Origin of the sequence: Sinorhizobium medicae (assembly GCF_007827695.1) — a bacterium.
GTDB classification, from domain to species: Bacteria; Pseudomonadota; Alphaproteobacteria; order Rhizobiales; family Rhizobiaceae; genus Sinorhizobium; species Sinorhizobium medicae.
The window spans coordinates 100,528-116,207 of record NZ_VITA01000015.1 but is presented as its reverse complement, the minus strand read 5'-3'; the positions used below and the strand labels follow the sequence as shown (position 1 = coordinate 116,207).

13 protein-coding genes are annotated in these 15,680 nt (G+C 62.8%); 6 read left to right on the top strand and 7 right to left on the bottom strand.

The features are described from left to right. Positions 1-15: 15 nt before the first annotated feature. Both FB009_RS23285 and FB009_RS23280 read right to left on the bottom strand, forming a co-directional pair. Positions 16-1,488: a M81 family metallopeptidase gene (locus tag FB009_RS23285; RefSeq protein WP_024311741.1), complete on the bottom strand. Its 1,473-nt coding sequence runs from the start codon at positions 1,486-1,488 to the stop codon at positions 16-18. A gap of 27 nt (positions 1,489-1,515) precedes the next feature. Next, on the bottom strand, positions 1,516-2,001 hold the full coding sequence (locus tag FB009_RS23280; RefSeq protein ID WP_024311740.1) for a hypothetical protein: 486 nt from the start codon (positions 1,999-2,001) through the stop codon (positions 1,516-1,518). Between the two features lie 115 nt (positions 2,002-2,116). On the opposite strand from FB009_RS23280, the gene FB009_RS23275 reads away from it, so the two are divergent. From FB009_RS23275 to FB009_RS23250, 6 genes are all read left to right on the top strand, one after another. Next, positions 2,117-2,506 carry a RidA family protein gene (locus tag FB009_RS23275; protein WP_018012921.1) on the top strand — a complete coding sequence of 130 codons (390 nt, stop codon included), beginning with the start codon at positions 2,117-2,119 and terminating at the stop codon, positions 2,504-2,506. Positions 2,507-2,526: 20 nt separating this feature from the next. After that, positions 2,527-3,390, top strand: a complete 864-nt coding sequence (locus FB009_RS23270) for a MurR/RpiR family transcriptional regulator (RefSeq protein ID WP_012061581.1) — start codon at positions 2,527-2,529, stop codon at positions 3,388-3,390. A 19-nt stretch (positions 3,391-3,409) separates the two neighbouring features. Further along, a complete protein-coding gene (locus tag FB009_RS23265) occupies positions 3,410-4,186 on the top strand; it encodes an SDR family oxidoreductase (protein ID WP_024311739.1) in 777 nt (258 codons plus the stop codon). A gap of 24 nt (positions 4,187-4,210) precedes the next feature. Further along, positions 4,211-6,130, top strand: a complete 1,920-nt coding sequence (locus FB009_RS23260; protein WP_018209759.1) for a beta-N-acetylhexosaminidase — start codon at positions 4,211-4,213, stop codon at positions 6,128-6,130. Between the two features lie 11 nt (positions 6,131-6,141). Beyond that, on the top strand, positions 6,142-7,575 hold the full coding sequence (locus tag FB009_RS23255) for a M81 family metallopeptidase (protein WP_012061584.1): 1,434 nt from the start codon (positions 6,142-6,144) through the stop codon (positions 7,573-7,575). A gap of 67 nt (positions 7,576-7,642) precedes the next feature. Then, entirely contained in the window at positions 7,643-8,854 is a 1,212-nt protein-coding gene (locus FB009_RS23250; RefSeq protein WP_102045122.1) for an MFS transporter, read from the top strand. 70 nt (positions 8,855-8,924) lie between these two features. Here FB009_RS23250 and hutU read toward each other — a convergent pair whose 3' ends face one another. The 5 genes from hutU to FB009_RS23225 all read right to left on the bottom strand — a co-directional run bounded on the left by hutU (position 8,925) and on the right by FB009_RS23225 (position 15,602). Further along, positions 8,925-10,598, bottom strand: coding sequence for a urocanate hydratase (gene hutU / locus FB009_RS23245; RefSeq protein WP_024311737.1), 1,674 nt, complete (start codon positions 10,596-10,598; stop codon positions 8,925-8,927). 2 nt (positions 10,599-10,600) lie between these two features. After that, positions 10,601-11,416: an N-formylglutamate deformylase gene (hutG, locus tag FB009_RS23240; protein WP_018012918.1), complete on the bottom strand. Its 816-nt coding sequence runs from the start codon at positions 11,414-11,416 to the stop codon at positions 10,601-10,603. A 1-nt stretch (position 11,417) separates the two neighbouring features. Then, a complete protein-coding gene (gene hutH / locus FB009_RS23235) occupies positions 11,418-12,953 on the bottom strand; it encodes a histidine ammonia-lyase (RefSeq protein ID WP_012061588.1) in 1,536 nt (511 codons plus the stop codon). Next, positions 12,950-14,197, bottom strand: a complete 1,248-nt coding sequence (hutI, locus tag FB009_RS23230; protein ID WP_102045116.1) for an imidazolonepropionase — start codon at positions 14,195-14,197, stop codon at positions 12,950-12,952. The genes hutH and hutI overlap by 4 nt, the downstream gene beginning before the upstream one ends. A 220-nt stretch (positions 14,198-14,417) precedes the next feature. After that, complete coding sequence (locus FB009_RS23225; protein WP_012061590.1) at positions 14,418-15,602, bottom strand: MFS transporter; 1,185 nt, start codon at positions 15,600-15,602, stop codon at positions 14,418-14,420. Positions 15,603-15,680 lie beyond the last annotated feature (78 nt).

Here is a 15,680-nt window from a genome sequence, read left to right as displayed (position 1 = left end):
TCCCGCTCATGAATTTCACACACCTTGATCTGGTCCATGAGGATCGGCGATCATTGGCCAGATGTCGCGCCTTGCGCGCCGGTAGGGCGTTTTCGCCGGATCGTTGGGGTAGGGCGTACCGGCAGAGCAGTAGAGGATTTCAGAGGCGATCTTCGAGAAAGACGCGTAGAAATGGTTCGTGGATTTGATCACGAGGATCTTCTTCGAGCCAGGATCGATGTCCATAGCGGAGAAAAGACTCGGGTCGAAGCTTTGTGCGCGGGTCGTGTTCAGGATGATGTCGATGCCGCGGAGCCGTATATGGGCGGCGTCGCCGAAGGGGGCGATACTCTCGCCGAAGCGCATTTCCGCATTGCGCACGAGCTTGATGACCTTGACGATGCCGTCGATCGGTCGACCTGTGCCTGGCGCGGATTTCGCGCCGAAGCGCAAGGGGATTTCGGCGCCTTCGCCCGCCGCCATGCAGATCTGCACCGCCATGGGATCCCAGATCGTGCCGACCGCAGTGTCGGTCGCCTTTCTCGCAAGCAATTCCTCCAGCACGACCGTCGCATCGCCTGCGGTTCCCCCGCCGGGATTGTCCCACATGTCGGCAATCACCACTGGCCCGGACGGAGCCGCGATCGCCTGCGCCACGGCCTGGTGCGCGTCGATTTCCGGCATGCGGTAAGTGCCGCGGCGGGAGAAGAGTTCAAGGCCCAGCTCGCGGGCAAGCGCCTTGCCTTTCTCGGCCTTGCCGTTGGTCACGACGAGCATCTTCGTGCCCATTTCTGTCACGTCACCGGCCATGAAGCCATGTACGACGGACAATGAGAGCACATCGGCGTCGTGCCGCTCGATCTGCATCAATCTATCTACGAAGCTGCGCATCGGCTCGCGGGAGGTGGGGAAAACGTCTATCATCCGGCAGTCGAAAACGGACATCACCGGCGTGACGCGGCCCTCCAGCGTGTCGACGGCGACCCGCCAGAGATCCTCGGCACGCTCGACGAAATCGGTGTGCGGGAACTCCTTGAAGAAAACGAAGAAGTCCGCGGCTGCAACGCGTCTATTCGTAAGATGGCTGTGGGGGTCGAGTTCGGCGCAGACGAGCACCTCCGGACCCACGAGTTCGCGCACGCGCTGGAGCAGGTCGCCTTCGGTGTCCTCGTAGCCGTCGGCGACCATGGCTCCATGCAGGCCAAGGATCACGGCGTCAATGGGCAGGGCGGCACGCAACTGGTCCAGGATCTCGTCGCGCAGATCCTCATAGGTTCGCCGGTTGACGAGACCGGCCGGGTCTGCCCAGGCTGCGGTGCCCTCGATCAGTATCCATCCCTTTTCCGCGGCCACCCGCCGGCCCACGGTAATCGGTGCCGTGCAGAGCGTCGGCGTTTCGGGGTGCTTTCCGGGCGAAGCGTAAAGCGAGGCCTCGAATGCACGCCTGTCGATGCAAATGGGGGAGAAAGTGTTCGTCTCGGTCGCGAGCGCCGCCGTGAAGATGCGCAATGTCTTCGTCTTTGCCGTCACCTCGGTTCACCCCATCGGATTGGGGAGATAGCCGGTGAAGCCGCATATTCTCCAACGGCTAAGATGGAGCCGGCAATAATAAACTGTCTGCCACTTCATCACATCGAAGCTGCCGTTCGCTTTCTTCACTCCGCCATCGAACTTCTTGCGGGCGAGTGCGAGCTCTCCACTGATTTCGATGTCTTCCAAGGTCGTCGTCCGGAAAATGGCTTCCCGCGGGTCCTCGGCGAAAGACTGCCGTGCGAAATCCTGCGCCTGGCGCAACCATTCGTCGCGATATTCGGCCAGAGAAGGGAAGGTGAGCCGCCACTTGTCGGGGTCCGCCTCTCGCCTTCCGTCTATACCGATGAAGCTTTCCTCCACGAAATCCTCGGCGACCATCGACCAGTCGGCGGCCAGGAAGGCGTCTATGTCGCGCGGCACCAACATCTCCCAGATGGAACGGCGAGCCGCGTCGTCACCGGGGAACGGATTCTGGAAGGGATCCCGCATGTGTTTCGCCCTAAATTGAAATTCTTTTCATAAATAAGCATTTTCTCTGGTCAAATTCCGCATTCTATGATCATTTGTCAACGAAATAAGAAAATAATTTGCAGAGAAGATTCGCATGTCGATCAAGCGGTATGGCGACGAGCAGACTGGAGCAGGTGGAAAAGCCCTGCCTTTTGCACGCGCAGTCGAGGCGGATGGCTGGCTTCATGTCTCCGGTCAGGTCGCGATGGAAAATGGCGAGATCATCGAAGGCAATATCGTCGCCCAGACGCATAGGGCGATAGGCAATCTACTGGCCATCCTGAAAGAGGCCGGCTACGGTGTCGAGCACGTGGTGAGAGTTGGCGTCTGGCTGGACGATCCGCGCGATTTCTGGAGCTTCAACAAGATCTATCAGGACTATTTCGGAGCTCATCCGCCCGCGCGTGCCTGCGTTCAGTCCTCCATGATGGTCGATTGCAAGGTGGAGATCGATTGCGTCGCCTACAAGCCGAAGGACGCCTGACAGGGAGAGGGCGCCGTTTGATGGATATTTTCGCGACACTGCAGGAAGAGAAAGGGCGGCTCTCTCAATCGGAGAACCGCATTGCCGATATCCTGCTCAACGATTTCGAGTTTGCTGTTAACGCTTCCATCATCGAGCTCGCCGGAAAAGCCGACGTTTCGCCACCGACGGTGACCCGCTTCTGCAGGCGACTTGGCTGCGAGAGCTTTTCCGATTTCAAGGTTCAACTGGCGCGTACACCCTATGTCGGGATGCGCTACCTGAAGCCGGAGCCCAAGAGCCAGGAGCCCGGCGATGTGGCCCAGGACATCATCACCAAGGCGCAGAATGCATTGCTCCTCTTACATCGGTCGCTCGACCTTGCAGCCATAGAGCGCGCGGCCGACCAGTTGGCGCAAGCGGAAATGATCTATGCCTTCGGTTCCGGCGGGAACTCCTCGATGATCGCCGGGGAGTTCCAGAACCGTCTCTTCCGCCTCGGCATGCGCATCACTTCGAGCTCCGACCACAGCATGCAAATGATGATGGCGGCGGCCGCACGTCCGGCCGATGTCATTGTTGGATCGTCTTTCTCGGGTCGGAATGCGGAACTGGTGCGAGCCTTCATCCTTGCGCGCGAGGCCAAGGTGCCGACGATCGCGCTAACCCAGAGCGGCAGCCCCGTGGCGCAGGCCGCCGACATCACCGTGCCGGTCGACCTGCCGGAAGGAAACAACATCTATCGCCCCACCTCCACCCGCATCGCCTATCTCGCTTTGCTCGATATCGTCGCGAGTCTTGTCGCCTATCGCGTCCAGCCGCAGGCAACCGTGACCCTCAGGCGCATCAAGCAGCAGCTCGTGGTGCACAGGGATGGCGACGACCGGCAGCTTATGGGAGACTGACGTGCCACAAGGAACGCCTATTCCGAAGTCCGTAGCGATCGTCACGGGAGCCGCCGGCGACATCGGCCGTGCTATTGCCCGGCGCCTGCGTGACGGACATGATACCGTCCTGTTAGCCGACATCGAGGGCGAGGCGGCCGAGAGAACGGCGCGTGATCTCGGCGGAGCGGAGCGGTTCGTGGCCGTCACCTGCGACGTGACGGACACCGCAAGCGTATCCGCAATGGCTCGGGCAGCCGCCTCCTTCGGAACCGTGCGTACACTCGTGAACAATGCGGGCGCTGCGCGCGCCGTCAGCCTGCACGACACGACGCAGGATACATGGCGCGCGGACAATGCGCTCAACCTCGAAGCGGCCTTTCTCTGTTTCAGGGCTGTCGAGGAAATGCTGAAGGAGAGCCGGGGTGCGGTCGTCAACATCGCCTCGGTAAACGGGATGAACGTTTTCGGCCATCCCGCCTACAGCGCCGCCAAGGCTGGCCTTTTGCACCTGACCCGGCTGATCGCCGTCGAATACGGCAAGTTCGGCATCCGCGCGAATGCGGTCGCGCCGGCGACGGTGCGCACGCGGGCCTGGGAGGCGCGCGCAGCCGCCAATCCCGATGTCTTCGAAGAGGCGAAGCGCTGGTACCCCCTGCAGCGCATCGTCGATCCGCAGGACGTCGCCGAGGCCGTCCATTTCCTTGCCAGTCCCGCCGCCGGAGCCATCTCCGGCATCTGCCTGCCGGTCGACTGCGGGCTTACCGCGGGCCATGCCGAAGTCGCCCGGACCTTCTCGCAATCGATCCACTACTGACCTATCCACCTTGGGAGATTGTTCATGCTGCAGGCCGCTTATCGCCTTGAATCTGCCTGGCAACCGGATGGTGGCCCATTCGGGCGCTTCACCTTCAGCCTCTTTAACCTTTCGGGCGAGCCGCTTAGCGACTTTCGGCTCGTCTACACGTCGCTCACCCGCGTCATCGATCCGGACGCATGCGAGAATGCGGTCTTCCTCCGCAGGAATGCCAATTTCCACGAGTTCGCGCCGCCCGAAGGACTGACGCTTGCCCACGGAGAGCACTGGACATTCATGATCAGCGGTCTGCACCGGCAGGCGAAGCATTGCACCGACGGGGCGAAGTCGGCCTATCTGACGCTCGCCGATGGAAGTCATGTCGCTGTGGCGGTTTCCGACCTTCGTCTGGAGGGCGCCGTAAGCGAGCCGCCGCCGGAGCGCCTCCCCGAAGGCTGGCTCGACCTTCCTTTCGCGCTGCAGCCCTGGCCCGCGGAGATCGATGCAGCGCCCGGAGACCTGCTTCCGGATTTCCTCTATCCTGCGGCGGGAAGCGCTGCGGACGAGATCGAGGCGGTCTCCAACGTACTCGCGCTCTTCCACAGGCTGTTTTCGGCGGGTCACGCTCCATTCAGCCTTGCGCCTTCCTCCCAGGGGCGGCCGATCATGTTCAAAAAGGCAGCCGAGCTCGGCGGAGAAGCCTACAGGCTTCATTTTTCCGACGAGGAGATCCGGCTCGACTATGGAGCTGCCGCCGGGAGGCAATACGGCCTGACGTCCCTCGCCCAACTGATCGACGGTGCCCGCAACCACGCCGGGAGTTTCAGTTTTCCGGTATCCGGTGTCATCGCGGACGGGCCGCGCTACGGGTGGCGCGGCTGTCATCTCGATGTGTCGCGGCAATTCTATCCGACCGCCGACATTCTGCGCCTCATTGATATCCTCGCCTGGTTCAAGCTCAACATCTTCCATTGGCACTTGACCGATGACGAAGCCTGGCGGCTTGAAATCAAGGCCTATCCGACGCTCACGACCCTGGGCGTCATGCGGGGGCCGGACGAGCCGATGCTGCCTCAGCTCGGCAACGGCGCCGAACCGGTCGGCGGCTTCTACAGCCAGGAGGAAGCAAAGGCGATCGTCGCGCATGCTGCGGCGCTCAGCATCGAAGTCGTTCCGGAGATCGACATTCCCGGACACAGCACTGCCGCGCTCGTGGCGATTGCCGAACTCTCCGATGGGCAGGAGGCGCCGGAAAGCTACCGTTCGGTCCAGGGCTATCCCAACAACGCCCTTAACCCTGCCATTCCGCTCACCTACGAATTCCTCGAGAAGGTGTTCGACGAAATGGTCGAGCTCTTCCCGAGCCGATATATCCATGTCGGCGGTGACGAGGTGGCAGACGGTTCGTGGCTCGCTTCGCCGCTGGCGCGAAAGCTTATGGAACAGGAAGGCATTTCCGGCACCTTCGCACTGCAGTCCTATTTCCTAAAGAAAGTGAAACAGATGCTGACGGCGCGAGGCCGCAAGCTTGTCGGCTGGAACGAGGTTGCCCATGGCGGCGGGGTCGGAACAAAGGACACGCTGCTGATGGCTTGGGAGAACCCCAAGGTTGGGATCGAGCTGGCACGCGAGGGTTACGACGTCGTGATGACGCCCGGCCAGGCCTATTATCTCGACATGGCCCAGGCGGATGCCTGGCAGGAACCCGGTGCCAGCTGGGCCGGCACGGCAACGCCGTCGCACACCTACGCCTATGAGGCGGAAGGGGAGTTCCCGAAAGAGCTGAAGAGCCGCATGAAGGGCGTCCAGGCCTGCATCTGGTCCGAGCATTTCCTCTCGCGGGGATATTTCAACCGCCTCGTCTTTCCCAGGCTGCCGGCAATTGCCGAGGCGGCCTGGACGCCGAAGGACAAGAAGGATTGGTTGCGCTTTGCCGCGATCGCGCCATTGAGTCCCGTTCTGTGATGTCAAGCGCCATGCGGATCGCCGTCGGTGGAATCCATACGGAATGCAGCACCTATTCCCCCGTCCTGATGACGGTTGAAGACTTCCGGGTGCTCAGGGGAGAGGATCTTCTGAATTCGGACTATTTCGGCTTCCTCAGCGCGGAGGGGATAGATCACCTTCCACTGTTGCATGCGCGTGCTGTTCCCGGGGGGCCGGTCTCGCGCCCGGCTTATGATGCTCTCAAGAGTGAGTTCCTGGAACGCTTGAAGGCGGCCCTGCCTCTCGACGGGCTCTACCTAGCCATGCACGGGGCGATCAAAGTGGACGGAATGGACGATGCCGAGGGGGACTGGATCTCCGCCGCGCGCGCCATTGTTGGCGCCAGCTGCCCGCTCGCTGTGAGCTACGATCTCCATGGCAATGTCAGCCAGCGGATCATCGATCAGATCGACATCTTTGCCGCCTACAGGACCGCGCCGCATATCGACACGCGCGAGACGATGATGCGGTCCTGGTCGATGCTGGTGGAAGCCCTCCGCTCGGGGACGCGGCCCGGCGTCGCCTGGGCGCGCGTGCCGCTTCTCCTTCCCGGAGAACGGACCTCGACGGAGGATGAGCCCGCGGCGGGCCTATATCGCGGCCTCGCTGACATTAACAGGCGGCCGGGCATTCTCGACGCCAATCTGATGGTCGGCTATGTCTGGGCGGACGAGCCGCGCGCAACCGCCTGTGCCGTCGTCACCGGCGCTGACAAGGAAGCTGCTACTAAAGCGGTGGAAGAAATCGCTGCAAGCTACTGGTTCAATAGGGAAGAGTTTCGTTTCGGGTCAATCTCTGGGTCGCTTGCGCAAATGCTCGGCATTGCCGAGAGTGCAAAAACGGCGCCGGTAATCCTCGCCGATTCCGGCGATAACCCCACGGGCGGCGGCGTTGGTGACCGGGCGGATGTGTTGATAGCCCTGATCGAGCGCGGCTGGCGCGACGCGCTGATCGCTGGGATTGCCGATCGGCCGGCAGTCGATGCCTGTTTCGCGGCTGGTACAGGCGGGATCCTGAAATTTCGGGTCGGCGGCAGTCTCGACACGTCGAGCCCGTCCGCCGAGATCGAGGCCAAGGTGGTTCGCCTTGATGACCCGGGACCCGCCACCGAGCGGCAGGCTGTTGTCGAGGCCGCGGGCATCGAGATCGTATTGTCGGCGCGGCGGCGCCCCTATCACAATATCGAGGACTTTACTCGCCTCGGTCTCGATCCCAGGGGTGTGCGGCTGCTCATCGTAAAGTCCGGCTATCTTTCGCCGGAACTTGCGCCGATCGCCAATCCGAGCCTGATGGCGCTGACGGACGGCGTCGTCAATCAGGAGATAGAGAAGCTCGCCAGCCTGCGGCGGGAACGGCCGATCTTCCCCTTCGACCGTGATTTCGAGTTCCGGCCCAGCGCCAGGCTGTCCGCCCGCTGGATTTGAGACAGTGAAACCGCCCGTCTTTTCGGGCGGTTTCGGCAGACCTTGGCCCTTGTGCGGACCCGCCTATATGCCTTCCTCGCTTCTGATCGCCATGCGCAATCCGGTCATCCGGACAAGCATGTTCGCCATTGTCCTGTTCGGTTTTTCGGGCGCTTCTACGTCGCCCTACCAGTCAGTCGTCGGCATCACTGAACTGGGCTTGAGTGACGGGCTCTATTCGGCACTGATCTTCGCCGCGGCCCTGGTCAACGTCGCGCTAAGCGTGACGATCGGCATTGTAGCCGATCGCGTCGGCAATTACCGGACTTTGATGCTGGCGGTCATTCTCTGCGGCGTTGCGGGCTACGGGGCGGTCTATCTGCTGCCAACGAAATTGAGCTTCGTGCTTGCAGCACTCATTTTGTTGCCGGCTTACGGAGCGCTCAATCCTCTACTCTTCGCCTATGTCCGCACGGCTGCGAAGGACATGGGAGGTAGGCATGCGGCTGCAGTCAATTCCGCCATTCGCGCTGCCATATCGCTTTCCTGGGTACTGGTCCCGGGACTGGTCGGATTGGTTCTGTCGGCACACGGCAGCATGCTGCCGGCCTACCTGCTGGCAAGCCTCGGCTGTCTCGCCAACTTCGTGCTTGTTTTGCGGCGGCTGCCGCCCAAGGCGGCTGTCGACCAAGCTTTGGGCAAGCGCCTCTCCTTTCTCGCGTCCTTCGGCGAGATATTGTCATTGCGCGTTGTGTTAAGGCTTCTCGCCATAGCCCTGATCTCCTCGACCCTGCACGTCAATGCGGCGGTGCTGCCACTGATCGTTACAGGTGCGGTCGGCGGCGACGTGGGCGACATCGGCATTATCGTCGGCATCGTTGCGCTGCTGGAGGTGATTTTCATCCTGGTATGGGGACGTATCCAGGACAGCCTCAGCCATATCAACGCACTCGCGCTCGGAACTGCGATCTATGTGGTCAACATGGCCCTGCTGGGGCTCTCGGCCGAGCGCTGGCACATTTATGCGCTGACGCTCGTAAGCGCTTTCGGCGCAGCGGCGCTGATCAGCATTCCGATCACATATCTGCAGGAACTGATCGCAGACCGGCCCGGGCTCGGAAGCTCGCTAATTTCGGTGAATATATTCCTCGGCGGCGGCCTCGGCGCCGCTCTGTTCGCGCTCGGAACGCGCATCAGCGACTATTCAGGAACAGCGCTTCTAAGCTCCCTCGCGGGCGTGGCCGGTCTCTCGCTGCTTCTTTTTCTGGATGGCGGGCGAGGGAAAGCCTCTGCGCTCTGAACCCGCCCCAACCTCATCCCCATGCTCGTTGTCATGGGGATGCAGAAGGTGAAACGGCTGGAGCTTCAGATCACTCGCCCAATATGCCCGGCAGGCGGAGGCCTTTTTCGCGGGCGCAGTCCAATGCGATGTCATATCCGGCATCGGCGTGGCGCATGACGCCGGTTGCCGGGTCGTTCCACAGCACCCGCTCAACGCGGCGTGCCGCATCGTCCGTACCGTCGCAGCAGATCACCATTCCGGAATGCTGCGAGAAGCCCATGCCGACCCCGCCGCCGTGGTGCAGTGATACCCAGGTGGCACCGGAGGCGGTGTTGAGGAGAGCGTTCAGGAGCGGCCAATCGGAGACGGCATCGGAGCCGTCCTTCATCGCTTCGGTCTCGCGGTTTGGCGAGGCGACGGAGCCGGAGTCGAGATGGTCGCGCCCGATGACGATCGGCGCCTTCAGCTCGCCGCTGCGCACCATCTCGTTGAAGGCGAGGCCGAGGCGGTGGCGATCGCCAAGGCCAACCCAGCAGATGCGTGCGGGCAGGCCTTGAAAGGCGATGCGCTCGCGCGCCATGTCGAGCCAGTTGTGCAGGTGCTTGTTATCCGGCAGCAGCTCCTTCACCTTCTGGTCGGTCTTGTAGATATCTTCCGGATCGCCCGAGAGAGCCGCCCAGCGGAACGGACCGATGCCCCGGCAGAAAAGCGGACGGATATAGGCCGGCACGAAACCGGGGAAATCAAAGGCGCGCTCGAGACCTTCGTCCTTGGCGACCTGGCGGATGTTGTTCCCGTAGTCGAGCGTCGGTATGCCGGAATCCCAGAAGGCAAGCATTGCTTCGACATGGTCGCGCATCGACGCGCGGGCGGCCTTCTCGACCGTCTTCGGGTCGCTCTCGCGCTTGGCCTTCCATTCGGCGATCGTCCAGCCCTTCGGCAGGTAGCCATTCACCGGATCGTGGGCGGAGGTCTGGTCGGTGACGATATCGGGGCGGATGCCGCGGCGGACCATTTCGGGCAGAATTTCAGCTGCATTGCCGAGAAGACCGACGGACTTGGCTTCGCCGGCTTTCGTCCAGCGCTCGATCATTTCCATGGCTTCCTCCAGCGTCTCGGCCTTTTCGTCGAGGTAGCGGGTACGGAGGCGGAAATCGATCGAATCCGGGTTGCATTCGACGGCGAGGCAGCAGGCCCCGGCCATGACCGCCGCAAGGGGCTGTGCTCCGCCCATACCGCCGAGGCCGCCCGTCAGGATCCACTTGCCTTTCAGGCTGCCGCCATAGTGCTGGCGGCCCGCCTCGACGAAGGTCTCATACGTGCCCTGCACGATCCCTTGAGTGCCGATATAGATCCACGAGCCGGCGGTCATCTGGCCATACATGGCGAGACCCTTCTTATCCAGCTCATTGAAATGATCCCAGTTCGCCCAGTGCGGCACGAGATTGGAGTTGGCGATCAACACCCGCGGCGCATCCCGGTGCGTGCGGAAGACTCCGACCGGCTTGCCAGACTGGACGAGCAGGGTCTCGTCTTCGTTCAGATACCTGAGCGAGGCGACGATGCGGTCGAAATCGGCCCAGGTGCGTGCAGCGCGGCCGATGCCGCCATAGACGACGAGTTCATGCGGGTTCTCGGCGACATCAGGATCGAGATTGTTCATCAGCATTCTGAGCGGCGCTTCGGTCAGCCAGCTCCTGGCGCTGATCTCGGTGCCTCGCGGGCTGCGTACTTCGCGAATATTGTGGCGCGGGTTGTTCATGTTCATGCCTCGCTCCCTGTCCTTTTGAGTTCGTTTGCTATTTTCCCGATGCGTTCCAGAATTGCCGCCAGAGGCCGGCGGAGCCTTTCGGCTTTCGCCGCATCCAGGGCGAAGGGCGGCGCTTCCGTCGCCAGATGCGTCGATTGCGCCAGTTCCATCTGGATCGCGTGCACACCCTGTTCCGGGCGGCCATAATGGCGGGTCGTCCAGCCGCCCTTGAAGCGACCATTTAGAGTATGGCTGTAACCTTCTGTTTCAGAGGCGATTTCCTCGACCGATCGCTCGATTTCCAAAGCGCAGGTTTTGCCCCTGTCGGTGCCGATGTTGAAGTCCGGCAGCGTGCCTTCAAAAAGGAAGGGAATATGTGAGCGGATCGAATGGCAATCATAGAGCACGGCAATGCCGTGGATCGCCCTGACACGGGCAATCTCCGCTGCAAGCGCCGCATGGTAGGGCGCGTGAAAATCGCGCAGGCGCTCTGCGATGTCGGCCTCCGCCGGTCCTTGGCCTTCTTTCCAGATGGGCTGACCGTCGAAGTCGCTTTCGGGCACGAGCCCCGTCGTGTTCTGGCCGGGATAGAGGCTGACGCCATTAGGGTCGCGATTGGCGTCTATGACATAGCGGTGAAAGGTCGCGCGGACAGTCGTCGCATCCGGGAGCAGACCTTCGTAGAGTTCGTGGATGTGCCAGTCGGTGTCTGCGAGAATGCGGCCATTGTCGTTGAGCCGTTCCCAGATCGACGAGGGTAGGTCCGTCCCCGTATGCGGAAAGCCGAGGATGACGGGCGAATTGCCTCGCCGGACTTCGAAGACGGCCATGTCAGTTCTCCAGTTTGGGAAGAATGCCGGCGGAGACGGCGGCGGCGAGCTGACCCGACGCCACGAGATAGGCCGCGGCCTTCAGGTCGTCGGCCATGTAGCGATCTTCCTCGATGCTGGGCGAGATGCTGCGCACGGCAGCGGCGGCCTTCTGAAGTTCCGGGCTGGTGGTGAGCGGCGCGCGGAACTCGATACCCTGCACCGCAGCGAGCGCCTCGATGCCGACGATCGCAAAGAGGTTGTCCGTCATCTGCAGAAGTCGGCGCGCACCGTGGCAGGCCATGGACACGTGGTCTTCCTGATTTGCAGACGTGGGCGTCGAGTCGACGGAGGCTGGATGGGAGAGCTGCTTGTTTTCCGACATCAACGCCGCCGACGTGACCTCCGCAATCATCAGTCCGGAATTGAGACCCGGTTTCTTGGCGAGGAAAGCCGGCAGGCCGTAGCTGAGCGCGGGGTCGACCAGAAGGGCGATGCGGCGCTGGGCAATGGCGCCGATTTCGCACACCGCAAGCGCGATCTGGTCGGCGGCAAAGGCGACCGGTTCGGCATGGAAATTGCCGCCCGAGACGACGGAATTGTCCGAAAGCACCAGCGGATTGTCGGTGACGGCGTTGGCTTCGATCGTCAAGGTGGCTGCGACGGAACGCAGGAGGTCGAGGCAGGCGCCGTCGACCTGTGGCTGGCAGCGGATGCAATAGGGATCCTGCACGCGCTCGTCGCCCTCGATATGGCTTTGGCGAATCGGGGAGCCAGTCAGCAGGTGCCGTAAGGCGGCGGCCGTGTCGATCTGGCCTTTATGGCCGCGAAGCGTATGAATATCCGGATGGAAGGGGGCGGAAGAGCCCATGGCCGCGTCGGTCGAAAGGGCGCCGGTGATAAGTGCCGCCTGGCCGGCGCGGTGGGCGCGGAAGAGCCCGGCAAGGGCGAGAGCCGTCGAGACCTGGGTGCCGTTGATCAAGGCGAGGCCCTCTTTGGCGGCAAGCGTGACGGGAGAAAGCCCCGCAGCCCGCAGCGCCGCTGCACCCGCCATGCGTTCGCCGGCATAGAAGGCCTCGCCGTGGCCCATCATCACCGCGGCCATGTGCGCAAGCGGCGCGAGGTCTCCGGACGCGCCTACGGAGCCTTTCTCCGGGATGAGCGGGATCACGCCCTTGTCCAGCATCGCTTCGAGGAGCCGGACGAGTTCGAGCCGCACACCGGAGGCGCCGCGGCCGAGAGAGATCAGCTTCAGTGCCATGATCAGCCGCACGATGTTTTCCGTGAGCGGCTGGCCGACGCCGCAGCAATGGGAGAGGATCAGATTGCGCTGCAACGTTTCCACGTCGGCGCTGTCGATCTTGATCGAAGCCAGTTTGCCGAAACCTGTATTGATGCCGTAGACGGGCGCATTGCCCGCGACGATCTCGGCAATCCGCGCTGCAGCCTTGGCCACACCAGCATCGAAGGCAGGGTCGAGGCGCGCCGGCGCGCCAGTCCAGTATATCGTTTCCAGATCGCTGAGCGGAACCGAGCCGGGCCTGAGAATGATGGTCATCGGGAAACCCTTTCGCCCTTGAAAACACGCTCGCACAGGGGATTGAAGCCGACGCGGTAGATCAGCTCCGCCGGTTGATCGATGTTCCAGATCGCAAGGTCCGCGGACTTGCCGGCTTCGATCGTACCGGTCTCGTCGAGCACCCCGAGTGCACGGGCGGCCTCGCGAGTAACTCCGGCGAGACATTCCTCCAACGTCAGGCGGAAGAGCGTCGCGGACATGTTCATTGTGAGCAGCAGCGAGGTGAGCGGCGAGGTTCCGGGATTGCAATCGGTGGCGATAGCCATGCGCGTCCCCGCCGCGCGGAGTGCTTCGACGGGTGGAAGCTGCTTTTCCCGGAGGGTGTAGAAAGCGCCGGGCAGAAGGACGGCGACCGTGCGGGCCTTTGCCATGGCGGCGGCGCCCGCAGCGTCGAGATATTCGAGGTGGTCGGCGGAAAGAGCGCCGTAGGAAGCAGCGAGCTTTGCGCCGCCGAGATCGGAAAGCTGTTCGGCGTGAAGCTTCACGGGAAGGCCGAGCGACTTCGCCTTGTCGAAGACCAAGGCGATCTCCGCCGGCGAAAAGGCTATGCCTTCGCAGAATCCGTCGACGGCATCCACAAGCCCTTCCGCATGCGCTGCTGCGAGGCCCGGCAGGACGACCTCGGCGATGTAGTCGCCGTTTCGACCCTGATATCCCGGCGGGGTCGCATGGGCTGCGAGATAGCTGGTGACGATGCGCACCGGGCGCAGGGTCTCCAACCGGCGGGCGGCGCGCAGCATCTTTAGCTCGGTCTCGACGTTGAGACCATAGCCCGACTTTACCTCGACGGTCGAAACGCCCTCCGCGAGCAGGGCGTCGAGCCGTGGCAGTGCGGCCGCCACAAGTTCGTCGACGGAAAGGGCGTTGGTCGCCTCGACGGTCGAAGCGATGCCGCCTCCGGCGCGGGCGATCGCCTCATAGGTCGCGCCTTCGAGGCGGAGCTGGAATTCCCGGGCCCGGTTGCCGCCATGAACGATATGTGTGTGGCAGTCGATCAACGCGGGGGTTACCCAGCGGCCTTCGCAATCGAAGATCTGGTCTGCGCGCGCAAGCTCCGAGGTGAGACCGGCCTCGGGGCCGGCATAAACGATCCGCTCGCCGCGAGCGGCGACGACCCCGCTCTCGACGACTCCGAGGGTGCCCAGATCTTCGCGAAGCGTCGCAAGGCGTGCGTTACGCCAGAGGCTGGTTCTGACAGGGCCTGGGTTTTCGTTTCCGTCCATAAGGCTCCACCCTTCTTTCCTGATAATGTATATACATAAAGCGGAGCATGACAAGTGGGAAATATGAATCCGTCAGATAACGCGGTTTGAGCCGCGGGCCAGAAGCACAAAGAAGCCCCGAACTCCCGTCCGGGGCTTGTCGAGAGGACCGTTGGTTTGGGCCTTAGGCCGGTTATCCGAAGCGGACGCCGTCCCGCCGCGGGCTGCGGACGATGTCGGTCTATTCCGCCGCGACGGTGGCCAAGCGCCGCCGGTGGGAGCGCAGCCCTGCATAAAGGACCGCAAGCGAAGCCACCGGAAACAGCGCGGCGAAGAAGCCGAGATCGGCTGCAGCCGTATTCTCGAGCACGCGTCCGCCGATCGCCGTGCCGGTCGCGATGCCGAGATAGATCGCCGAGGCGTTGAGCGACAGGGTCAGATGCGCGACCTCGGGTGCGAAGCCGACGATACGGCTCGCCTGGGCCGGCGGAAAGGCCCAACCTACAATGCCCCATGGCACCATGATGCCGATCAGCAGCAAGCCGGCGAGATCACGCGTGAGAAGGTGCAGGCCGGTGGCGATCATCAACGAGACCACCAGCGCCGAGATCAGCGAAGCTGTCACCACGCGCGTGGCGCCGAGCCGGTCGGCCAGATAGCCGCTGGAGAGATTGCCGATCACCGCGCCAACACCGAAGGCAAGCAGCAGGCCAGGTAGCGCCAGTTGCGAAAGCCCAGCCCCATCGATCGCCAGCGGTGCAAGATAGGAGATGATCATGAAGCCGCCGGTGAGGTAGAGAAATGTCACCGATAGCGACGAAGCGACTCCCGGACGGCCGATGGCGCCGAAGCGCTCGGACATTGTCAGCTTCGTTCCGCTGAGGCCCCGCGGCAGGCGCAGCCAGAGCACGGCGGCGCAGGAGAGCCCAAGCAGAGCAATCGCCCCGAACGTGCCGCGCCATCCCCAGAAGGCGGCGATCAGCGCGCCCAGAGGCGCGCCCAGCGCCACCGCGAACGTGGTGCCGCCCACCACGATTGAAATCGCCAGCGCGCGGTGCTCCGCTCCGGCCAGCGAAACCGCCGTCGCTTGCGCTGTGGCCGCAAAGAGGCCGCTCGCCATTCCCATCACGATCTGTGCGAACAGCAGCGTCGCGAAGGAGACGCTCGTTGCCGCGATGCAGTTGCCGACGACGAAGGTAAGCATCGCAGCCACCAGCAATCGACGCCTGTCCGCCGCGCCGGCCAACGCCGATAGCAGCGGCGCGCCGATGGCATAGGAGAGCGCGAACAGGGTGATCAGGTGCCCCGCACGAGGAATGGTCGTGTGTGTGTCGGCGGCGATCGAGGGCAGAAGGCTCGAGAATACGAAGCCGACCGTACTCATGGTGAAGGAGCCAACGGCGAGCCAGATGAGGCGCTTGTCCATGGGGAAGCCTTCTTGTTCAAAAGATGTTGAACTATTGAACTTAGTGGCTGGTCATGTCAATATGGAGTGACAGCAATC